This is a genomic window from Rhizobacter terrae, assembly GCF_003852895.1.
GTDB lineage: Bacteria > Pseudomonadota > Gammaproteobacteria > Burkholderiales > Burkholderiaceae_C > Albitalea > Albitalea terrae.
Map to the genome: position 1 here is coordinate 213,648 of NZ_QUSW01000010.1, position 20,649 is coordinate 234,296.

Sequence of the window (20,649 nt, forward strand, 5' to 3'; positions counted from 1 at the left end):
ACATGTCCGCACGTTTTTCGCGCATCACCGGCACCGGCAGCTTCCTGCCGCCCAAGCGCCTGAGCAACCAGGCGCTGGCCGATCGTCTGGCCGCCGACGGCATCGAGACCTCCGATGAATGGATCGTCGAGCGAACCGGCATCCGCGCCCGCCATTTCGCCGAGCCCGATGTGGCGTCCAGCGACCTCGCGGCCGAGGCTGCTCGCCGCGCGCTTGAATCTGCCAAGCTCGACGCCAGCAGCATCGACCTCATCATCGTCGCCACGTCCACGCCGGACATGGTGTTCCCGTCCACCGCGTGCCTCGTGCAGCAGAAGCTCGGCGTGCAAGGCTGCGCCGCCTTCGACGTGCAGGCCGTGTGCTCGGGCTTCGTCTACGCGATGACGGTGGCCGATTCGATGATCCGCACCGGCGCAGCCACCAAGGCGCTGGTGATCGGTTCTGAAGTGTTCTCCCGCATCCTCGATTTCAAGGACCGCACCACCTGTGTGCTCTTCGGCGATGGCGCCGGCGCCGTGGTGCTGGAAGCCAGCGACACGCCCGGCGTGCTCGCCACCGAGCTGCATGCGGACGGCCGCCACGTGGGCATCCTGTGCGTGCCGGGCAATGTGTCCGGCGGCGCGGTGCTGGGTGATCCGCTGCTCAAGATGGACGGCCAGGCCGTGTTCAAGCTGGCCGTGGGCGTGCTCGAAGACGTGGCGCGCTCGGTGCTCACCAAGGCTGGCAAGACTGACGCGGACATCGACTGGCTGATCCCGCACCAGGCCAACATCCGCATCATGCAGAGCACGGCGAGGAAGCTGAAGCTGCCGATGGACAAGGTGGTGGTGACCGTCGACCAGCACGGCAACACCTCGGCGGCGTCCATCCCGCTCGCGCTGGACAGCGCCGTGCGTTCCGAGAAGATCAAGAGAGGCGACACCGTGCTGCTCGAAGGCGTCGGTGGCGGCTTCACCTGGGGCGCGGTGCTGCTCGATCTCTGAGCCCGCGCACAACGACAACAAGAGAGACATCCGCGATGACTTCGTTCGCTTTCGTTTTCCCCGGCCAGGGCTCGCAGGCCGTGGGCATGCTCGACGCGTGGGGTGACAACCCCGCCGTGCGCCAGACGCTGGCCGAGGCGTCCGAGGCGCTCGGCGAGGACATCGGCCGCCTGATCAAGGAAGGGCCGAAGGAGCAACTGGACCTCACCACCAACACACAGCCGGTGATGCTGACAGCGGGCATTGCCTGCTATCGCGCCTGGCTGGCCGACACGGGCCTCGTGCCTGCCGTGGTGGCTGGCCATTCGCTGGGCGAATACAGCGCGTTGGTCGCTGCCGGCTCGCTCACGCTGGCGCAGGCCCTGCCTCTCGTGCGTTTCCGCGCACAGGCCATGCAGGAGGCGGTGCCGGTGGGCACGGGGGCGATGGCCGCCATCCTCGGCATGGATGCCGATGCTGTTCGTGCCGTGTGCGCCGAGGTGGTCGCGGCCACGGGCGAGGTTGTCGAGGCGGTGAACTTCAACGATCCAAAGCAGACGGTGATTGCCGGCTCCAAGGCGGGCGTCGAGAAGGGCTGCGAGGCGCTCAAGGCCAAGGGTGCAAAGCGCGCACTGCCGCTGCCGGTGTCCGCGCCGTTCCACTCCAGCCTGATGAAGCCCGCCGCCGAACGGCTCAAGGACAAGCTCGCGACTGCGTCCATCGCACCGCCGGTCATCGACGTGGTCAACAACATCGACGTGAAGGTCGAGAAGGATCCTGCCGCCATTCGCGAGGCGCTCTATCGCCAGGCCTTCGGTCCGGTGCGCTGGGTGGAGGTGGTGCAGGCGATCCGTGCCCGCGGCATCACGCACATCGTCGAGTGCGGGCCAGGCAAGGTGTTGGCCGGCATGGTCAAGCGCATCGACGGCGAGGCGCAGTCCGCCACTGTGTTCGACCCGGCGAGCCTGGCTGAAGCCGAGGCCTTGCTGAGCGGAGGTGTGCAATGAGCGGCGTGCAATTCGAAGGACAGGTCGCGCTGGTCACCGGTGCGTCGCGCGGCATCGGCCGTGCCATCGCCAAGGCGCTGGCCGGCAGGGGCGTGAAGGTGATCGGCACTGCCACCAGCGAATCCGGTGCGCAGAGCATCAGCGAAGCACTGGCGGCACAGGGCGGCAAGGGCATTGCGCTGAACGTCAACGATGTGCAGGCGGTGGATGCTGCCATCGATGCCATCGTGAAGGAGCACGGCGCGCTGCACATCCTGGTGAACAACGCCGGCATCACCCGCGACAACCTGGCCATGCGCATGAAGGACGAGGACTGGGACGCCGTGCACGACACCAACCTCAAGGCCGTGTTCCGCACCAGCCGCGCCGTGATGCGCACGATGATGAAGCAGCGCTACGGCCGCATCATCAACATCACTTCGGTGGTGGGAGCCAGCGGCAACGCGGGCCAGGCCAACTATGCGGCGGCCAAGGCCGGCGTGGCGGGCATGACCCGCGCGCTCGCCCGCGAACTGGGCAGCCGCAGCATCACCGTCAACTGCGTGGCCCCCGGCTTCATCGCCACCGACATGACCGAGGTGCTGCCCGAGGCGCAAAAGACCGCGTTGCTGTCACAGATTCCCCTGGGCCGCCTGGGGGCACCCGAGGAAATCGCCGAGGCGGTGGCCTTCCTGGCCTCGCCGCAGGCCGGCTACATCACTGGCACCGAGCTGCACGTCAACGGCGGCATGTTCATGAGCTGAGGCTCACCCCAAAACCCCCGGACCTGCCCGGCCGGAAGGGGTTGGAGGGCGTCTTAGAGGCGACACCTCACAACCCTTAGAATCCCGGGCTGTTTCTGTAAACACTCCTGGAGGAGTCATGAGCGATATCGAATCCCGCGTCAAGAAAATCATTGCCGAACAACTTGGCGTGCCCGAGTCCGACGTGACCAACGAGAAGGCCTTCGTGGCCGACCTGGGCGCCGACTCTCTTGACACGGTGGAACTGGTGATGGCCCTCGAAGACGAGTTCGGCATCGAGATTCCGGACGAAGAGGCCGAGAAGATCACCACGGTGCAGCTGGCGATCGACTACGCCGTCAAGCACCAGAAGGCCTGAGTTCTCTGAAAGCGTGAGCGCATGAGTCGTCGTCGTGTCGTTGTCACCGGCCTGGGGCTGATCAGCCCTGTGGGCAACACGGTGCAGGAAGGCTGGTCCAGCCTGCTCGCCGGCAAGTCCGGCATCGCCAACATCACCAAGTTCGATGCATCGAACTTTGCCTGCAAGTTCGCAGGCGAGGTGAAGGGCTTCAACGTCGAGGAGTACTTCCCGGCGAAGGAAGCGCGGCACATGGACGCCTTCATCCACTATGGGTTGGCGGCGTCCATCCAGGCCGTGAAGGATGCCGGCCTGCCGACCAACGACGCGCTCACCGAAGAGCAGGCCGAGCGCATCGGCTGCCTCGTGGGTTCGGGCATCGGCGGCTTGCCGCTGATCGAAGAAACCCACGCCGAGCTTGTCGCACGCGGCCCGCGCCGCGTGTCTCCCTTCTTCGTGCCGGCCTCCATCATCAACATGATCTCGGGCCACGTGTCGATCAAGTTCGGCTTCCAAGGCCCGAACCTCGCCATCGTCACGGCCTGCACGACCGGCCTGCATTGCATCGGCGAGGCAGGCCGCCTCATCGAATACGGCGATGCCGACGTGATGATCGCCGGTGGCGCGGAATCCACCGTGTCGCCGCTGGGCATCGGCGGCTTCGCTGCGGCCCGCGCGCTGTCCACCCGCAATGACGATCCTGCCACCGCGTCCCGTCCCTGGGACAAGGACCGCGACGGCTTCGTGCTGGGCGAGGGCGCCGGCGTGGTGGTGCTCGAAGAGTACGAACACGCCAGGAAGCGTGGCGCAAAGATCTACGCCGAGCTGGTCGGCTTCGGCATGGGGGCGGATGCCTTCCACATGACCGCACCGAACGTCGATGGCCCCAAGCGCTCCATGAAGGCCGCGCTGCGCAATGCCGGCATCAACGCCGACCAGGTGCAGTACCTGAATGCGCACGGCACCTCCACGCCGCTGGGCGATGTGAACGAAACGAACGCCATCAAGCTGGCCTTCGGCGACCATGCCAAGAAGCTGGTGGTCAACTCGACCAAGTCCATGACCGGCCACCTGCTGGGCGGCGCGGGCGGCATCGAGTCGGTGTTCACCGTGCTGGCCGTGCACAACCAGATCTCGCCGCCGACGATCAACATCTTCAACCAGGACCCCGAGTGCGATCTCGACTACTGCGCCAACACCGCGCGTGAGTTGAAGATCGACGTGGCCGTGAAGAACAACTTCGGCTTCGGCGGGACCAACGGCACGCTGGTCTTCAAGCGCGCCTGATCCGGCGCGCTGCGCCATGCGCGCGTCTGCTCACTTCCAGGCCACCCTCCGCCGCTTCAGCCTCTGGCGCGGCGCGGTGGCCTTGTTGTTGGTGGTGTGCGTCGCGTGCTTGCTGGCCTTTGCGCGGGCGGAGGGTGAATCTGCCCCCTTGCCGGTCCGCACGGCCGCCATGCTGGTAGCGGTTGCATCGGTACTCGGTGGATTCGGACTGCTGCGGTGCCCGCCCCGCAGCGTGCGCTGGGACTCGCAGTCCTGGCACCTGGGGCCGGAAGACTCGATGGGCGAAGAGCCCTGGCACGGCCGCATCGACGTCTGCCTGGACCTGGGCGGCTTCATGCTCCTGCGCTTCGTCAACGATGTCACGGATGACGGCCCTCGCACGGCGTGGCTGCCCGTGCAGCGCCGCGGCCTGGAATCCCACTGGCATGCCCTTCGCTGTGCTGTATATTCCTCGCGACCCACCTGCGGCTCCGATGGCTGCACCACGCCAGCGCCAAGCCCACAATCACAATAATGAACGCTCCTGACGCCGACGCACCGCTGATCGAACGCGTCAAGCGTGGCGACGTCAAAGCCTTTGAGATGCTGGTCGTGAAGTACCAGCGGCGCATCGAACGGCTCATCGGCCGCATGGTTCGTGACGTAGACCTCATTCCGGACATCGCGCAGGAGACTTTTATCCGCGCCTACCGGGCCATCCCCCAGTTCAGGGGGGAGAGCGCCTTCTATACATGGCTGTACCGTATCGCAGTCAACACGGCGAAGAAGACTCTCGTGGAACTCAAGCGCGATCCGCTGGTCACGGAATCAGCGCGTGCTTCCCGCGATGATGACGATGAAACTTCCCGTACTGAAAATGAACTAAGCGACGGCGAAACGCCGGAAGCGGTGTTGGCGAGCAAGGAAATCGCCACCACCGTGAACGCCGCCATCGAGGCTTTGTCCGATGATCTGCGCCAGGCCATCACCCTGCGCGAGATCGAAGGCCTGAGCTACGAAGAAATCGCCGAGTTGATGAACTGCCCGATCGGAACGGTGCGCTCGCGCATCTTCCGGGCGCGGGAAGCCATCGCCACCCGATTGCGGCCGTTGCTGGACACGCGAGAAGGTGAGCGCTGGTGAGAACTGTGAAAGCTCGCGTGAGCGTCAAGGCGTTTGTGTTTGGAGATCGACATGTCAATCGGATCTGAGAGCGGATCGTCGGCCAAGGAAAGCCTGTCAGCCCTGACGGATGGCGAACTCGATTCAGCCGAGGTGCTGCGCGCCTGCGCGGCCTGGCGAGACGATGCGCAAACCCGCCGCACCTGGCACGCCTACCAGCTCATCGGCGACGTGCTGCGGTCTGAAGACCTCGCTTCAACATCGCGCCGCGATGCCGATTTCCTCGCTGCACTGCGCGGGCGGTTGGCCGAAGAGCCCGTGGTGCTGGCGCCTGAACCCGTGGCAGAGGCCATGGCCGAGCCTGCGGTGGCTGCCAAGGTGGCGAATTCCCGCTGGTCGTGGATGGCGCCCTCGGCTGTCGCTGCTGGCTTCGTCCTGGTGACCGGCGCTTTGCTCGTGACGCGTACACCCGGCCCGATGGGCGGCGCTTCGGACTCCATGTTTGCCCGCCTTGGCCTTGGCAGCACGCCGTCGGTGCAGGTGGTGAACGTCTCCACCCCGACACTGGCGGCCTCGTCCGAAGGCGCCAGCAGCGCCGAGCCACAGGCCATCGTGCTCACCGGCAAGATGCTGCGTGACGCACGTGTCGACCTTTACATGTCCGCCCACAAGCAGTTCGCCGGCAGCACCGCCCTGGGCGTGCCGTCCGGTTTCCTGCGCAACGCCGCCGCCGAAGTTCCCGCCCGCTGACCCGCATGCTGCACCGATCACTGATCGCGCTGACCATGTTCGGCGCCTTGAGTTCGTTCTTGCCTCATGCGGCGGCCCAGACGCAGCACGCGTTCGAGCCCAAGGAGGTGCGCTCGTGGCTGATGCGCATCCATGAGGCGGCGAGCCATCGCAACTTCCAGGGCACCTTCGTGGTGAGTGCGGGCGGCGCGGTCTCCAGTGCCCGCATCGTGCATTTCTGCGAGGGCAGCAACCAGTTCGAGCGCATCGACTCGCTGGATGGCCAGACGCGCTACGTCTTCCGCTACAACGACGTCGTGCACACGCTGTGGCCGCAGGCGCGCGTGGCGCTGGTGGAGCAGCGCGACCTGCTCAATTCCTTTCCCGCCTTGCTACAGGTAGGCGACGACCGCATCGCCGAGTTCTACGAGCTGAGCCCGCAGGGCAACGATCGCGTGGCCGGCCATGAGGCGAGTGTTCTCGCGCTGCGTCCGCGCGACCTGTTCCGCTTCGGCTACCGACTGTGGTCGGAGAAGATGTCCGGCCTGCTGCTGCGTGCCGACGTGATCGGCGAGCGCGGCGAGGTGCTGGAGACCTCGGCCTTCTCGGACGTCGCCATCAACGTGCGCTCGCAGCCCGAGGCCGTGTTGCAACCCATGCGCCGGCTCGAGGGCTACCGCATCCTCAAGCCCAGCTTCACGCCCACCAAGCTTGAAGCCGAAGGGTGGGCACTCAAGCAGACGGTGCCTGGTTTCAAGCAGGTGAGCTGCATCAAGCGGCCGCTGGAAGGCGCGCAGGATGCACCGGCAGCGGATGGCCCGCAGGCCTTGCAGACCATCTTCTCCGACGGTTTGACCTACGTTTCGGTCTTTATCGAGCCCTTCAACGCCGAGCGCCATACGCGATCCATGCTGACCAGCATGGGCGCCACGCAGACACTCATGCGCCGCCAGGGCGACTGGTGGATCACGGTGGTGGGCGACGTGCCGACGACGACGCTGAAGGCCTTCGCGGCCGGCCTGGAACGCAGGAAATAAGCAGGGCTGCATGACTGCTGCATCGGCACCAACGGTGCCGGCACGGTGGTTGCGTGGCCGATGAACATCATTTGGTGGGACACCTTCTCATGCTCAACACAGCTCTTTCATCGACCTCGGGCGCGCGCGTGCACCGACTCTCCATGGCTGTGGCCGTCGCTGTTGCGCTGATTGCGGCAGCTGGCATGGCGCCTTCGACGGCGCATGCGCAGGCCGGATTCGGACTGCCGGACTTCACCGTGCTGGTCGAGAAGGTTGGTCCTGCGGTCGTTAACATCCGCACCCAGGAGAAGGGGCGCCCCACCGGGGAAGGTTCGGGCTTCATCATCAGTGCCGACGGCTACGTGGTGACCAATGCGCACGTGGTCAGCGGCGCGACGGAAGTGACCGTCTCGCTGCCCGACAAGCGCGAGTTCAAGGCCAAGATCGTCGGCGCCGACGACCGGACCGACGTGGCGCTGGTGAAGGTCGAAGCGACCGGCCTGCCCACGGTGAAGACGGGCGACGTCAGCAAGCTCAAGGTGGGCGAGTGGGTCCTTGCCATCGGCTCGCCTTTCGGCCTGGAGAACACTGTCACGGCCGGCATCGTGAGCGCCAAGCAGCGCGAGACGGGACAGGAGGTGTCCTTCCTCCAGACCGATGCGGCGGTGAACCCGGGCAACTCCGGCGGACCGCTGATCAGCCTGCGTGGCGAGGTGGTGGGCGTGAACTCGCAGTCCCTGAGCCGTGTGGGCTTCGGCGGTGTCTCCTTTGCGATTCCCATTGACGAGGCGATGCGCGTGGTCGATCAATTGCGCGCCTCGGGCCACGTGATCCGTGGCTATCTCGGCATCCTGCCGGTCGATGTGCCGCGCGAGCTGGCCGAGGAATACAAGCTCGGCAAGGACAAGGCGCGTGGTGCCTTCGTGCGCCAAGTCGTGCAAGGTGCCCCCGCGGACAAGGCTGGTGTTCAGCCGGGCGACGTGGTGCTCACCGTCAACGGCAAGGCCGTGGATGGTGCCGTGGACCTGCGTCGCACGCTGGGCGGGCTCAAGCCCGGCACCGCGGTCACCTTGCAGATCAACCGCCAAGGCAAGGCGCTGACGCTGACGGCCAACCTGTCGGAGCTCAATGACGCCACCGCCGCAGCCGAGGGTGCCGACAAGCCCGCGCCGGGCGGCAAGGCGTCGGCGGCGGCGAAGAACTGGGGCATCGAAGTGACCGAACTCACCGCTGCCGACAAGCAGGCGGCCCGCCGCAACACAGGCGTGAAGGTGGCGAAGGTGAGCGATGGAGCGGAGTCAGTCGGTGTGCGCGTGGGTGACGTGATCATCGGCGTGGGTTCGTTCGACGTGACCGATGTGAAGCAGTTCGACGGCATCGTGTCGCACATCGACAAGAAGCGCCCGCTGCCGCTGCACGTGTTGCGGGGCAACTTCGCGACCTTCGTTCCGGTACCACCTTCGGACAATTGATGCGGCTGAGCTCGGCATCGGCCCAAGCGGGTCGTGCATCCGACTCCGGCGCCGGGTTTTTCCACGACATGGGATCCAGTCCGCCGGTGCGCACCGGGATTGAGCGAGGACTGATTTCGCGCCAGAAAGTTAGCGGACGCAAACTTGTGGCGGCGTAACGGATTCATCTGCCACCGGGATAGAATTTTGGTGTTTTTGGCGGGTTTACTGCTTCCTTGAGCAAGCAGTTTTCCACCCTCCGACTATCCCCAGGACATCCACAACACTTTGTGGATAACTTGTTGACAGTTTTCTTTGTTGGAAGGCGGCAACGGCAAGAAATCAAGCAATGACGCGGTCTCCAGCGAGGTGCTTTTGGCTACAATGAAAGCCCAACAAGCAGTTGCCATACGTTTTGTTGGAAGGCGCGTCACCATTTGGACGTGCCTTTTTTTTAGCTTCATTTCGGCCAGTCTTTCGGCTTGGACACCGCGCTCGCCGCGGTCGCATCGCACTGTGATGCACGAGCTATCGCAGCAACGATTCGCACGTTGCCACTGAAGCGAAAGACGCCTAGAACGATCAGCATGGATCACATCCGAAACTTCTCCATCATTGCCCACATCGACCACGGCAAGAGCACGCTCGCCGACCGCATCATCCAGCGCTGCGGGGGCCTGAGCGATCGCGAGATGGAAGCACAAGTCCTCGACTCGATGGACATCGAGCGCGAGCGCGGCATCACCATCAAGGCCCAGACAGCAGCGTTGCAATACACGGCGCGCGACGGCAGGACCTACAACCTGAACCTCATCGACACGCCGGGGCACGTCGACTTCTCTTATGAAGTGAGCCGTTCCTTGTCTGCCTGCGAAGGCGCGCTGCTGGTCGTGGACGCGAGCCAGGGCGTGGAAGCGCAGACGGTGGCCAACTGCTATACCGCGCTGGACCTGCACGTGGAAGTGATCCCGGTCCTGAACAAGATGGACCTGCCCAACGCCGACCCGGCCAATGCCAAGGCGGAAATCGAGGACGTGATCGGCATCGATGCCGAGAACGCGATTCCCTGCAGTGCGAAAACGGGCGAGGGCATCGACGACATCCTCGAAGCCGTCATCGCCCGCATGCCGTCGCCCAAGGGGCGAGCCGAGGCGCCGCTGCGAGCCATGATCATCGACTCATGGTTCGACAACTATGTCGGCGTGGTGATGCTGGTCCGGGTGGTCGATGGCCAGCTGAACAAGGGCGAGCGCATCCGCATGATGGCCAGCGACGCGGTCTATGCGGCCGAGCAGCTGGGTGTCTTCACCCCGAAGTCCGAATCGCGCGAGGTGTTGAACGCGGGCGAGGTAGGTTTCATCATCGCCGGCATCAAGGAATTGCAGGCGGCGAAGGTCGGCGACACGATCACGCTCGAGAAGAAGCTGCCCAACAACCTTGGACCTGCCTCGGAACCATTGCCCGGCTTCAAGGAAATCCAGCCGCAGGTGTTCGCTGGCCTCTACCCCACCGAGGCGAGCGAATACGACCAGCTTCGCGATGCGCTCGAAAAGCTCAAGCTCAATGATTCTTCCCTGCGCTACGAACCCGAAGTGAGCCAGGCGCTGGGCTTCGGTTTCCGCTGCGGGTTCCTCGGCCTGCTGCACATGGAGATCGTGCAGGAGCGGCTTGAGCGCGAGTTCGACCAGGACCTCATCACCACGGCGCCGAGCGTCGTCTACGAGGTCGAGCTCGGCAACGGCGAAGTGATCCACGTCGAGAACCCTTCGAAGATGCCCGACTTGGGACGCATCAACGAGATTCGCGAACCCATCGTCACGGTGCACCTGTACATGCCGCAGGACTACGTCGGCCCGGTGATGACGCTGGCCAACCTCAAGCGCGGCAACCAGATCAACATGGCCTACCACGGCCGGCAGGTGATGCTGACCTACGACATGCCGCTGGCAGAGATCGTGCTCGACTTCTTCGACAAGTTGAAGAGTGTGTCGCGTGGCTATGCGTCGATGGACTACGAGTTCAAGGAATACCGCGCGGCCGACGTCGTGAAGGTCGACATCCTGCTCAACGGCGACAAGGTGGACGCGCTGTCCATCATCGTGCACCGCAGCCAGAGCCAGTACCGCAGCCGTGCCGTCGTGGCCAAGATGCGCGAGCTGATTTCGCGGCAGATGTACGACGTTGCCATCCAGGCGGCCATCGGTGCCAACATCATCGCGCGTGAGACAATCAAGGCACTTCGCAAGAACGTGCTCGCGAAGTGCTACGGCGGCGACATTTCCCGCAAGCGCAAGCTGCTCGAAAAACAAAAGGCCGGCAAGAAACGCATGAAGCAGATCGGCTCCGTCGAGGTGCCGCAGGAAGCGTTTCTGGCCATCCTCCAAGTGGACGATTGATGAGTTCGTTGACTGGTTTGTTCTATGGCGCCCTCGTGGTCTACCTCGGCGGCTGGTACCTCAACAAGTGGACAGGCAACTTTTCGTTGCTGCTCTTCATCCTCACGCTGGTGACGTTCGGTTACTGGTTGGCTGAGAAATTCCTGTTTGCGCCGCGCCGGATCGCCGCCGCGCAGAACCTGGAAGCCCAGGACGCCGCACGCCGCAAGGACCTGGCCCGGCAGGGCATCACCAAGGTCGATGGCGACCTGGAAGGGGCCAAGCGCACGCTGCTGATGCAGCCCTGGTGGCTGGACTGGACCGCCGGCCTGTTCCCGGTGATCCTCATCGTCTTCCTGCTGCGCTCGTTCCTCTTCGAGCCGTTCAAGATCCCGTCGGGTTCGATGATCCCGACCTTGCTAGTGGGTGACCTCATCCTCGTCAACAAGTACCACTACGGCGTGCGGCTGCCGGTGATCAACAAGAAGATCATCGCCAACCACGATCCTCAGCGAGGCGACGTGATGGTGTTCCGCTACCCGCAGGATCCGAGCGTGGACTACATCAAGCGCGTGGTCGGCGTCCCCGGCGACGAGGTGGCCTACCGCAACCAGCAGCTGACGGTGAACGGAGAACTGCTGCAGACCGCCCCGCAGCCGGACTTCTTCAACGAGGACGCCAACCGGTTCGAGAAGGAATACCGTGAGAAGCTCGGCACGGTGGAGCACCGCATCCTCGTCGACCGGCAGCGTCCGTCTGGCATCTCGAATGCCTACAGCTTTCCCTTCAAGGACAACTGCCGCTACAGTGCGGAAGGCGTGACTTGCAAGGTGCCGCCCGGCCACTATTTCATGATGGGCGACAACCGGGACAATTCGACGGATTCGAGGTGGTGGGGCTTCGTGCCCGACGAGAACATCGTGGGCAAGGCCTTCTTTGTGTGGATGAACTTCAGCGATCCCAAGCGGATCGGATCCTTCAAGTAGGGAGCACCTGGGAATGACTGTGAGCTTGCACACGCGGCGCCGCCAGTCCGGAGTCACGCTGCTGGGTCTGCTGATGTGGGCGATCGTCCTTGGCTTTGGCGCCTTGATCGTGATGAAGGTGGTACCGACGATCATCGAGTACTCCACGATCAGCAAGGCGGTCAACAAGATTGCCGCCGAAGGCCTGAGCACGGTCCCGGAAATCCGGGCTGCCTTTGATCGCCAAAAGGATATTGACTACGGCATTACCTCCATCACCAGCAGGGACCTCGACATCACCAAGGAGAACGACAAGGTCGTGATCCGCTTCGCCTACAACAAGGAAGTGGAACTCTTCTCGCCCGTCTTCCTGCTGATCAAGTACCAAGGCACTTCCAGGACCACCACCCGCTGACCTCACCTGCGATGGACTCCCGACTCGCTGCACTCCAATCCCGCCTGGGCTACCGCTTCAACGAAGAGGCCCTGCTGGAGCGTGCGCTGCGCCATCGCAGCTATGGTGCGGACCACAACGAGCGCCTGGAATTCCTCGGTGATGCGGTGCTCAGCCTGACCATCTCCAGCCTGCTGTTCGAGCGTTTCGCCGGTTCCGACGAAGGCGACCTGACCCGCGTTCGCGCTCACCTGGTGCGCGAGGACAGCCTGCACAAGGTGGCCTTGTCGCTGGGCCTGCCCGAGGTGGTCCGCCTGTCCGAGGGCGAGGCCCGCGGCGGTGGCGCGCAGCGCGTGTCCATCCTGGCCGATGCGCTGGAAGCCGTGATCGGTGCCACCTTCCTCGACGGCGGCTTCGACGCTGCCCGCACGTTGGTCCAGCGCATGTTCGGCGAGATCATCGCCAACACCGAGATCGGCAACTGGAGCAAGGACGCGAAGACCGAACTCCAGGAATGGCTGCAGGCCCGTCGCCTGCCGGTGCCCGGCTACCGCATCACCGCCACCCGCGGCCAGGCCCATGCCCAGACCTTCGAGGTCGAATGTGCCGTGCCTGCCCTCAGTCTCACGTTTTCCGGCGAAGGCCGCTCGCGCCGGCTGGCCGAGCAGGAAGCGGCACGCCGCATGCTGGATTCGCTCAAGGCCACCGACCAGCCCGGCAGCCCCCTGCGCTCCTGACCTGCTGTCCCATCCATCATGAATCCCGAAGACGCGTCCACGGACGCCCATGACGAAGTGCCCCAGCGTTGCGGCCTCGTGGCCATCGTGGGCCGTCCCAACGTGGGCAAGTCGACGCTGCTGAATGCGCTGGTGGGGCAGAAGGTCAGCATCACCTCCAACAAGGCGCAGACCACGCGGCACCGCATCACCGGCATCCGCACGGTGGACGAGGCGCAGTTCGTCTTCGTCGACACGCCTGGCTTCCAGACCCGGCATGGTGCCGCGCTGAACCGCACGCTGAATCGCACCGTGCAGGGCGTGCTGGCGGACGTGGATGCCGTGCTCTTCGTGGTGGAAGCAGGCCGTTTCGGCCTGGACGACGCCAAGGTGCTGGGCCTGCTGCAGAACGAAGGCCTGCAGGGCAAGCCCGTCTTCCTCATCGCCAACAAGCTGGACACCGTGCAGCGCCGCTCCGACCTCGCACCCTGGCTCAAGGGCATGCAGGAGCGCCACAACTTCGCGGAATTCGTTCCCCTGTCGGCCCAGAAGAAGGCCGACATGGACAAGCTGCTGGCCATCCTCAAGCCCTACCTGCCCGAACAGCACTGGTTCTACGAGGAGGACGCGCTCACCGACCGCAGCGAGCGCTTCCTGGCCAGCGAAATCATCCGCGAGAAGCTCTTCCGCCTCACGGGCGATGAGCTGCCTTATGCCTCCACCGTCGTCATCGACAAGTTCGAGGAAGAGGGTAACCTGCGCCGCATCGCCGCCAGCATCGTGGTGGAGCGCGATGCGCACAAGGGCATGATCATCGGCGCGGGCGGCGAGCGGCTCAAGCGCATCGGCAGCGAGTCCCGCCAGGAGCTTGAGACGCTCATGGACGCCAAGGTCTTCCTGGAGCTGTGGGTGAAAGTCCGCTCGGGCTGGGCGGACGACGAAGAACACCTGCGCAGCTACGGCTACGAGTGACGCCGGCCCATGGCCACCACGCGGCGGCCGGCCGCGCCGCTCAATGCCTACGTGCTGCATCGCTATGACTGGAGCGAGAGCAGCCTCATCCTCGACCTGTTCTCCCGTGAGCAGGGGAGGCTGGCCGTCGCGGCCAAAGGCGTGAAACGGCCCTATTCGCAGCTGCGGTCGGTGCTGCTGCCTTTCCAGCGCATCCACGTGAACGTGGGTCGTCCGCCCAAGTCGGATGAGGCGGGCGAGTCCACCAGCGAAGTGCAGACCCTGCGCGGCGCCGAATGGGCCGGCGGCGGCGCGATGCTGACCGGCGCTGCCCTGTTCAGCGGCTTCTACATGAACGAGCTGCTGATGAAGCTGCTCGCCCGGCACGACCCGCATCCGGCGCTGTTCGATGCCTACGCCCAGACCTTGCCGCTGCTGCCGCAAGGCGACGATGCCGTCCAGACGGCGCTGCGGGCCTTCGAGATCACGCTGCTGCACGAAGTGGGCGTGCTGCCCGACCTGAGCCTGGTCACCAACACCCTGGAAGCTGTCGAGGAAGACCGTTCCTATGCCCTGCTGCCGGAGGCCGGCGTCGCCGCCGCTCGCAGCACCGACACCGCCATTGCGGGCGAGGCGCTGATCCACCTGCAGGCCGCCCTGGTCCACGGCAGCATTGCCGCGCTGCAAGCCGTGTGCGCGCAATGGTTGCCGGCGCTCAAACCCATCTCGCGCGGCCTGCTTCACTATCATCTGGGCTCACCCGTGCTTCGCACCCGCCAGGTCATGCTGGATGTGCAGAGCCTGGACCCCTGACCGCAGGCAGTTCCCGATGAATCCATTGCTCACCACCGGCCTCGATGCCCACCGCGGCAGCACCGCGCTCTCGGTCAACCTCAACAAGGTCGCGCTCGTGCGCAACACGCGGCACCTGGGCATTCCCAGCGTGATGCGGGCCGCGCAGCTGTGCCTGGAGGCGGGCGCGCAAGGCATCACCGTCCACCCGCGGCCCGACGAGCGGCACATCCGCGCGCACGACGTGCACGACCTGGCCGAGTTGCTCAAGCAGTGGCCGCAGGTCGAATACAACATCGAGGGCAACCCGTTCCACAACCTGATGGATTTCATCCGCACGGTGAAGCCGCACCAGGCCACCTTCGTGCCTGACGACACTGCGCAGGCCACATCCGACCACGGCTGGACATTCCCGCAGGACGCCGCACGGCTCAAGCCGCTGATCGATGAATGCAAGTCGCTGGGCGTGCGCGTGAGCCTGTTCATGGACCCGATTCCGGAGCAGATGGCCGCCGTGCGCGAGGTGGGCGCCGACCGCGTCGAGCTCTACACCGAGACCTATGCGCGTGCCCACGCTGCGGGCGATCACGCCCAGGTGCTGGCGGCCTTCGTCGCCACCGCGCAGGCAGCGCTGCGCGAAGGACTGGGCGTGAACGCAGGCCACGACCTCAACCGCGCGAACCTCACGGAGTTCCTGGCCGCGGTGCCCGGCGTGCAGGAGGTTTCCATCGGCCACGCGCTGATCGCAGATGCGCTGGAGCTGGGCTACACCCAGACCATCCAGGACTACCTGCGCGCCATCCATCGTGCCGCGAAGACCAAGGCATGATCTACGGCATCGGCACCGACATCTGCGACATCCGCCGCATCGCCGCGACGCTGGAACGGCGTGGTGAGCGCTTCGCGCAGAAGGTGCTGGGCCCGAACGAGATCGAAGTCTTCCGCCAGCGGCGCGCCAAGGTCGAGGCCCGCGGCATCGCCTACCTCGCCACGCGCTTTTCAGCGAAGGAAGCGTTCTCCAAGGCCATCGGCCTGGGCCTGCACATGCCCATGACCTGGCGCGCCTGCGAGATCCTCAACGAGCGCAGCGGCAAGCCCTTCATCCGGCTGCACGGCGAACTTGCCGCGTGGTTCGAGGCCAAGGGTTTGCGCGCGCAAGTCACCGTCAGCGACGAATCCGATTACGCGGTGTCCTTTGTCGTCACCGAAACCACCGAACCCCGATGACCCCACACGCTCCCGTCATCCTCGACATCGCCGGCCACGAACTCAACGACGACGATCGTCGCCGCATCCAGCATCCGCTGACCGGCGGGCTGATCTTCTTCACCCGCAACTTCAAGAGCCGGCAGCAGATCACCGAAGTGACGGCCGAGGCCAAGGCCCTGCGGCCGGACCTGCTCATCACCATCGACCATGAAGGCGGGCGCGTGCAGCGCTTCCGCACCGATGGCTTCACGCACCTGCCGGCCATGCGCAAGCTCGGCGAGCTGTGGATGGACGACGCCATGCGTGCCGTGGACGCGGCCACCTCGGCCGGCTACGTGCTGGGCGCCGAGCTGCGCGCCTGCGGCGTGGAGATGAGCTACACGCCCGTCGTGGACCTGGACCACGGCCGCAGCGAAGTGGTGGGCGACCGCGCCTTCCACCGCGATCCGCGGGTGGTCAGCATCCTGGCGCAGGCGCTGATGCTGGGCCTCATGCGCACGGGCATGCAGAACTGCTGCAAGCACTTCCCGGCACATGGCTACGCGATTGCCGATTCGCATGTGGCGCGGGCAGTGGATGACCGCACGCTGGACGAGATCCTCGGCGAGGACGCGCGCCCCTACGACTGGCTGGCCAGCGGCATCACCTGCGTGATGCCGGCGCACGTCACCTTCCCGAAGGTGGATGCCTATCCCGCCGGCTTCTCATCGGTGTGGGTGAAAGACATGCTGCGGGGCCGCTTCGGCTACACCGCGGCCATCGTCTGCGACGACCTCAGCATGGAAGGCGCGCGGGTCGCGGGCAACCCGATCGAAGGCGGCATCGCAGCGCTCAACGCGGGATGCGACCTCGTGCTGCTGTGCAACCAGTCCAAGGTGGATGGCGGGCGGCCGGTGGATGAACTGCTCGACGGCCTGCAGGCCGCGCTGGAGCAGGGCCGCTGGCACGCCGACCCGCACAGCGAGACGCGGCGGCTGGACCTGTTGCCGCAGACGGCGCCGATACCCTGGGATGAGCTGATGCATCACCCGACCTACCAGCAGGCGCTCGAGCGCCTTCCGTAAGGGCCCATGAAAAACGCCGCCTCGGCCATGCCGGGCGGCGTTTCTGCTTGAGGCCAGAGCCGGGTCGTCAGGCGCTCGGCTGCTGCGTCTGCGTCTCGAACGGCAGCTTGAACTGCGTCAGATCCTTGCGGGTCTCGACCAGCACCAGCGGGCCTTCGTCGAGCATCGCCACCGGCTTGGGTTCGCGCGGCACGTGCACGGGCTTGGGCTCGCGAGCCATGGCTTCCTGCACGGCGCGGATCTTGTCGGCGTCGGAGTTGACCCACTCCAGACCTGCGGATTCGGCCACCGCCTGCAGGGCCTGCGTCGGCAACACGAAGGGCTCGGGCGCGGCCGTCGGCTGGAGCGGGGCCTCGGCAGCAGCAAGCATCTGAACCGGCTGCTGCGGTTCGGCCACGGCCACCATGCTCGGCTGTGCCGGAGGTTCGGTGGACTCTGCGGGCAGGTCTGCGGCAGGTGCGGCGCCATTGCCGGCCGCGGTGAACGCCGGTGCTTCCTCGGCAGCGGCTTCGGAGACGGCCTCAACGCCGCTCATGGCCTCGCCATCACGGCGCTCTCCGCGGCGATGGCGGTTGCGGCGGCGGCGGCCGCCTTCTCGCTCGCCACTTTCTCGCTCGCCACCTTCGCGAGCCGCTTCACCGCCTTCAAACGCTTCAGGCATGTCCGCGTCATTGGCGGCGGCCTGCGCCGTTCCGCTGACGGGTGCCGCGTCCAGGTCCATCGCGGCGGGCACCGCGGTGAAGCCTTCCGCATTCGGCGTGTCGCCGTTCAGCTCGGTGGCCATGCCGTTGCCTTGGCGGGCCTCGTCGCGATCGCGCCCACCACGGCCGCGGCGGCGACGGCGTCCGCCTTCGCGCTGCTCGCCGGCTGCGGCTTCGGGCATGTCAGCACCGGGCACGGTGTCGACGAAGGCCTGCTGGGTTTCCTCGGCCGGTGCGCCTTCCACCGGGGCAGGACGGCGCTGCTCGCGCTCGGGACGCGGTCCGCGGCGGTTCTCGCCACGCTCGCCCCGTTCACCACGGCCTTCCGGACGCTCGCCTCGTTCGGCGCGCTCTCCGCGTTCACCGCGCTCTGAACGCTCACCACGCGGCGGGCGTTGCTCGTCGGCTGCTGCTGCAGTGGCCGCATCGACCACGTTTGCGTCCTGCGGCTTCTCGCCGCGTTCGCCACGGCGTCCGCGACCATCACGGCCGCCGCGTTCACCACGCTCTCCGCGCTCGCCACGTTCACCGGCCGCTGCACGCTCGCCGTTGCGCTCGCCGCGTTCACCTCGGTCACCGCGCTCAGAGCGGTCACCACGGCCTTCGCCACGGCGGCCATCGCCGCGCTTGTGGTCCCGGTCGCCACGGCCACCGCGTCCACGGTCGCCACGGCCTTCGCGCTTCTCACCGCCTTCGGCCGTGGCTGCCGCCGCTGCGGGTGCGGCCACTGCCGGCGCAGGCTCGCCGCCGAACAGCTTCTTGATCCAGCCGAAGAAGCCCGCTCCGGCCGCAGGTGCCGCCACGGGCGCTGCCACCACCGGCGCCGGGGCGGGAGCAGGCGTTGCCACCGGCTCAGGCTTGGGCGGCGTGATGGGGGCGGGCGTCTCGGGCAGGATGCCCTTGATGACCGGCTCCTGCTTCTGCTTGGCCTTCTCGCGACGCGTGATGCCGACTTCCTCTTCGGGCTCGTCGATCATCGTGTAGCTGGCCTGCAGGTTCTCCAGGCGCGGGTCGTCGTGGCGCAGGCGCTCCAGGCGGTAGTTCGGCGTGTCGAGGTTCTTGTTGGGGACCAGCAGCACGGTCACGCGCTGCTTCATCTCGATCTTGGTGATCTCGGTGCGCTTCTCGTTGAGCAGGAAGGAGGTGACTTCCACCGGCACCTGCACGTGCACGGCGGCGGTGTTGTCCTTCATGGACTCTTCCTGGACCATGCGCAGGATCTGCAGCGCCGACGATTCGGTGTCGCGGATGTGGCCGGTGCCGTTGCAGCGCGGGCAGGTGATGTGGCTGCCTTCGCTCAGGGCCGGGCGCAGGCGCTGGCGGCTCAGTTCCAGCAGGCCGAACTTGCTGATGGAGCTGAACTGCACGCGGGCGCGGTCCTGGCGCAGCGCGTCGCGCAGGCGGGTCTCGACCTCGCGGCGGTTCTTGGACTCCTCCATGTCGATGAAGTCCACGACGATCAGGCCACCCAGGTCGCGCAGGCGCATCTGGCGGGCGATTTCATCGGCCGCTTCGAGGTTGGTGCGGGTGGCGGTTTCCTCGATGTCGCTGCCGCGGGTGGCGCGCGCGGAGTTCACGTCCACCGACACCAGCGCTTCGGTGTGGTCGATCACGATGGCGCCGCCCGAGGGCAGGTTCACCGTGCGCGAGAACGCGGTCTCGATCTGGTGCTCGATCTGGAAGCGGCTGAACAGCGGCGCGTCGTCGCGGTAGCGCTTCACGCGTGCCGCGGACTCGGGCATCACGTGGTTCATGAACTGCTGGGCCTGATCGTAGATGTCGTCGGTGTCGATCAGGATCTCGCCGATGTCGGCGGTGAAATAGTCGCGGATCGCGCGGATCACCAGCGACGACTCCTGGTAGATCAGGAACGCGCCCTTGCCGCCCTTGGAGGCGCCGTCGATGGCGTTCCACAGCTTGAGCATGTAGTTCAGGTCCCACTGCAGCTCCGGCGCCGAGCGGCCGATGCCTGCGGTGCGGGCGATGAGGGACATGCCCTTGGGGTAGTCGAGCTGGTCGAGGTTTTCCTTCAGCTCCTCGCGGTCTTCGCCCTCGATGCGGCGCGACACGCCACCGCCGCGCGGGTTGTTGGGCATGAGCACCAGGTAGCGGCCGGCCAGCGAGATGAAGGTGGTCAGCGCCGCGCCCTTGTTGCCGCGCTCTTCCTTTTCGACCTGGACCAGCAGCTCGTCGCCTTCCCTGATGGCGTCCTGGATGCGCGCCGAGCGCACGTCCACGCCGTCGCGGAAGAAGTTGCGGGAGATTTCCTTGAAGGGGAGGAAGCCGTGGCGGTCTTCGCCGTAGTCGACGAAACAGGCTTCGAGGGATGGCTCGACGCGGGTCACGACGGCCTTGTAGATGTTGCCCTTGCGCTGCTCGCGTCCCTCGATTTCGGTCTCGAAGTCCAGCAGCTTCTGGCCATCGACGATGGCCAGGCGACGTTCTTCTTGCTGCGTCGCGTTGATCAGCATGCGTTTCATGTGCACTCCTCGCGCCGGCTCCGTGCGGGAACCAAGCGCTACTACCAACACGTCACCGGCTGAATTTCAGCGGCGACTCATCGATGCACGAGAAACGTGGAGAACCGGAAGGAATCGCCCTGGACAGCCGCTGATCAGCATGGGATCAGTGAGGCCGCGTTGGCGCGTGCGAGGCAGTGGAGAAAGCGAGGGCCCGCCACCGCGCGGGGCCACGTCGCCGGATAGGCGAGGGCGCAGCGCTTGGGAGGTGGGGGAATCGGGACGACATTCGCGTGGTCACTGGACGCGGGCCGAAGAGTCGAAGTGCGGCGAGAGGGCCGCGTTGCCTTTCATCTTCAGCCTGAAAACCTTGTGTCTCGGGGCTTG

Annotated in this window: 20 protein-coding genes; 19 read left to right on the forward strand and 1 reads right to left on the reverse strand. The window is 65.8% G+C overall.

What is annotated here, in order from left to right; all coding sequences use genetic code 11:
• The first annotated feature begins 2 nt into the window (after nucleotides 1-2).
• From DZC73_RS27485 to nagZ, 19 genes are all read left to right on the forward strand, one after another.
• Complete coding sequence (locus DZC73_RS27485; RefSeq protein WP_124543581.1) at nucleotides 3-983, forward strand: beta-ketoacyl-ACP synthase III; 981 nt, start codon at nucleotides 3-5, stop codon at nucleotides 981-983.
• A gap of 35 nt (nucleotides 984-1,018) precedes the next feature.
• The gene (gene fabD, locus DZC73_RS27490) at nucleotides 1,019-1,969 is read left to right on the forward strand and encodes an ACP S-malonyltransferase (RefSeq protein ID WP_124543582.1); all 951 of its coding nucleotides are present in this window, start codon (nucleotides 1,019-1,021) and stop codon (nucleotides 1,967-1,969) included.
• Nucleotides 1,966-2,712, forward strand: a complete 747-nt coding sequence (gene fabG, locus DZC73_RS27495) for a 3-oxoacyl-ACP reductase FabG (RefSeq protein WP_124543583.1) — start codon at nucleotides 1,966-1,968, stop codon at nucleotides 2,710-2,712. Before fabD ends, fabG begins: the two co-directional genes overlap by 4 nt.
• Nucleotides 2,713-2,830: 118 nt before the next feature.
• Nucleotides 2,831-3,070 carry an acyl carrier protein gene (gene acpP, locus DZC73_RS27500; protein ID WP_124543584.1) on the forward strand — a complete coding sequence of 80 codons (240 nt, stop codon included), beginning with the start codon at nucleotides 2,831-2,833 and terminating at the stop codon, nucleotides 3,068-3,070.
• Nucleotides 3,071-3,091: 21 nt separating this feature from the next.
• The gene (gene fabF, locus DZC73_RS27505; protein WP_124543585.1) at nucleotides 3,092-4,336 is read left to right on the forward strand and encodes a beta-ketoacyl-ACP synthase II; all 1,245 of its coding nucleotides are present in this window, start codon (nucleotides 3,092-3,094) and stop codon (nucleotides 4,334-4,336) included.
• 16 nt (nucleotides 4,337-4,352) lie between these two features.
• The gene (locus DZC73_RS27510) at nucleotides 4,353-4,850 is read left to right on the forward strand and encodes a hypothetical protein (RefSeq protein ID WP_124543586.1); all 498 of its coding nucleotides are present in this window, start codon (nucleotides 4,353-4,355) and stop codon (nucleotides 4,848-4,850) included.
• Complete coding sequence (gene rpoE / locus DZC73_RS27515; protein ID WP_124543587.1) at nucleotides 4,850-5,458, forward strand: RNA polymerase sigma factor RpoE; 609 nt, start codon at nucleotides 4,850-4,852, stop codon at nucleotides 5,456-5,458. Before DZC73_RS27510 ends, rpoE begins: the two co-directional genes overlap by 1 nt.
• Before the next feature lie 51 nt (nucleotides 5,459-5,509).
• Nucleotides 5,510-6,187 carry a sigma-E factor negative regulatory protein gene (locus DZC73_RS27520; protein ID WP_124543588.1) on the forward strand — a complete coding sequence of 226 codons (678 nt, stop codon included), beginning with the start codon at nucleotides 5,510-5,512 and terminating at the stop codon, nucleotides 6,185-6,187.
• A 5-nt stretch (nucleotides 6,188-6,192) separates the two neighbouring features.
• Nucleotides 6,193-7,203, forward strand: coding sequence for a MucB/RseB C-terminal domain-containing protein (locus DZC73_RS27525; RefSeq protein ID WP_235835313.1), 1,011 nt, complete (start codon nucleotides 6,193-6,195; stop codon nucleotides 7,201-7,203).
• Nucleotides 7,204-7,388: 185 nt separating this feature from the next.
• Nucleotides 7,389-8,657, forward strand: coding sequence for a trypsin-like peptidase domain-containing protein (locus DZC73_RS27530; protein ID WP_235835314.1), 1,269 nt, complete (start codon nucleotides 7,389-7,391; stop codon nucleotides 8,655-8,657).
• A 566-nt stretch (nucleotides 8,658-9,223) separates the two neighbouring features.
• Entirely contained in the window at nucleotides 9,224-11,032 is a 1,809-nt protein-coding gene (gene lepA / locus DZC73_RS27535; protein WP_124543590.1) for a translation elongation factor 4, read from the forward strand.
• Nucleotides 11,032-11,997, forward strand: coding sequence for a signal peptidase I (gene lepB / locus DZC73_RS27540; RefSeq protein ID WP_124543591.1), 966 nt, complete (start codon nucleotides 11,032-11,034; stop codon nucleotides 11,995-11,997). Before lepA ends, lepB begins: the two co-directional genes overlap by 1 nt.
• Nucleotides 11,998-12,010: 13 nt before the next feature.
• Nucleotides 12,011-12,391 carry a DUF4845 domain-containing protein gene (locus DZC73_RS27545; RefSeq protein WP_124543592.1) on the forward strand — a complete coding sequence of 127 codons (381 nt, stop codon included), beginning with the start codon at nucleotides 12,011-12,013 and terminating at the stop codon, nucleotides 12,389-12,391.
• An 11-nt stretch (nucleotides 12,392-12,402) separates the two neighbouring features.
• Nucleotides 12,403-13,107, forward strand: coding sequence for a ribonuclease III (rnc, locus tag DZC73_RS27550; protein WP_124543593.1), 705 nt, complete (start codon nucleotides 12,403-12,405; stop codon nucleotides 13,105-13,107).
• 18 nt (nucleotides 13,108-13,125) lie between these two features.
• Nucleotides 13,126-14,058 (forward strand): GTPase Era, encoded by a 933-nt coding sequence (gene era / locus DZC73_RS27555; protein WP_124543594.1) that lies wholly within the window; start codon nucleotides 13,126-13,128, stop codon nucleotides 14,056-14,058.
• Between the two features lie 9 nt (nucleotides 14,059-14,067).
• Nucleotides 14,068-14,850, forward strand: a complete 783-nt coding sequence (gene recO / locus DZC73_RS27560) for a DNA repair protein RecO (RefSeq protein WP_124543595.1) — start codon at nucleotides 14,068-14,070, stop codon at nucleotides 14,848-14,850.
• Nucleotides 14,851-14,866: 16 nt separating this feature from the next.
• Complete coding sequence (locus tag DZC73_RS27565; protein WP_124543596.1) at nucleotides 14,867-15,658, forward strand: pyridoxine 5'-phosphate synthase; 792 nt, start codon at nucleotides 14,867-14,869, stop codon at nucleotides 15,656-15,658.
• Nucleotides 15,655-16,056 (forward strand): holo-ACP synthase, encoded by a 402-nt coding sequence (gene acpS, locus DZC73_RS27570; RefSeq protein ID WP_124543597.1) that lies wholly within the window; start codon nucleotides 15,655-15,657, stop codon nucleotides 16,054-16,056. The genes DZC73_RS27565 and acpS overlap by 4 nt, the downstream gene beginning before the upstream one ends.
• Nucleotides 16,053-17,102: a beta-N-acetylhexosaminidase gene (nagZ, locus tag DZC73_RS27575; RefSeq protein WP_124543598.1), complete on the forward strand. Its 1,050-nt coding sequence runs from the start codon at nucleotides 16,053-16,055 to the stop codon at nucleotides 17,100-17,102. The genes acpS and nagZ overlap by 4 nt, the downstream gene beginning before the upstream one ends.
• Nucleotides 17,103-17,169: 67 nt before the next feature.
• On the opposite strand, the gene DZC73_RS27580 is transcribed toward nagZ, so the two are convergent.
• A complete protein-coding gene (locus DZC73_RS27580) occupies nucleotides 17,170-20,283 on the reverse strand; it encodes an Rne/Rng family ribonuclease (RefSeq protein ID WP_124543599.1) in 3,114 nt (1,037 codons plus the stop codon).
• Nucleotides 20,284-20,649: the final 366 nt, after the last annotated feature.

Coding starts and splice junctions, on each gene's coding strand:
- acpS (WP_124543597.1), top strand. CDS start 15,655: ATGATCTACGGCATCGGCACCGACATCTGCGACATCCGCCGCATCGCC.
- DZC73_RS27545 (WP_124543592.1), top strand. CDS start 12,011: ATGACTGTGAGCTTGCACACGCGGCGCCGCCAGTCCGGAGTCACGCTG.
- DZC73_RS27485 (WP_124543581.1), top strand. CDS start 3: ATGTCCGCACGTTTTTCGCGCATCACCGGCACCGGCAGCTTCCTGCCG.
- fabG (WP_124543583.1), top strand. CDS start 1,966: ATGAGCGGCGTGCAATTCGAAGGACAGGTCGCGCTGGTCACCGGTGCG.
- lepB (WP_124543591.1), top strand. CDS start 11,032: ATGAGTTCGTTGACTGGTTTGTTCTATGGCGCCCTCGTGGTCTACCTC.
- DZC73_RS27510 (WP_124543586.1), top strand. CDS start 4,353: ATGCGCGCGTCTGCTCACTTCCAGGCCACCCTCCGCCGCTTCAGCCTC.
- rnc (WP_124543593.1), top strand. CDS start 12,403: ATGGACTCCCGACTCGCTGCACTCCAATCCCGCCTGGGCTACCGCTTC.
- fabD (WP_124543582.1), top strand. CDS start 1,019: ATGACTTCGTTCGCTTTCGTTTTCCCCGGCCAGGGCTCGCAGGCCGTG.
- DZC73_RS27530 (WP_235835314.1), top strand. CDS start 7,389: ATGGCGCCTTCGACGGCGCATGCGCAGGCCGGATTCGGACTGCCGGAC.
- DZC73_RS27525 (WP_235835313.1), top strand. CDS start 6,193: ATGCTGCACCGATCACTGATCGCGCTGACCATGTTCGGCGCCTTGAGT.
- rpoE (WP_124543587.1), top strand. CDS start 4,850: ATGAACGCTCCTGACGCCGACGCACCGCTGATCGAACGCGTCAAGCGT.
- nagZ (WP_124543598.1), top strand. CDS start 16,053: ATGACCCCACACGCTCCCGTCATCCTCGACATCGCCGGCCACGAACTC.
- recO (WP_124543595.1), top strand. CDS start 14,068: ATGGCCACCACGCGGCGGCCGGCCGCGCCGCTCAATGCCTACGTGCTG.
- DZC73_RS27565 (WP_124543596.1), top strand. CDS start 14,867: ATGAATCCATTGCTCACCACCGGCCTCGATGCCCACCGCGGCAGCACC.
- acpP (WP_124543584.1), top strand. CDS start 2,831: ATGAGCGATATCGAATCCCGCGTCAAGAAAATCATTGCCGAACAACTT.
- DZC73_RS27580 (WP_124543599.1), bottom strand. CDS start 20,283: ATGAAACGCATGCTGATCAACGCGACGCAGCAAGAAGAACGTCGCCTG.
- DZC73_RS27520 (WP_124543588.1), top strand. CDS start 5,510: ATGTCAATCGGATCTGAGAGCGGATCGTCGGCCAAGGAAAGCCTGTCA.
- fabF (WP_124543585.1), top strand. CDS start 3,092: ATGAGTCGTCGTCGTGTCGTTGTCACCGGCCTGGGGCTGATCAGCCCT.
- lepA (WP_124543590.1), top strand. CDS start 9,224: ATGGATCACATCCGAAACTTCTCCATCATTGCCCACATCGACCACGGC.
- era (WP_124543594.1), top strand. CDS start 13,126: ATGAATCCCGAAGACGCGTCCACGGACGCCCATGACGAAGTGCCCCAG.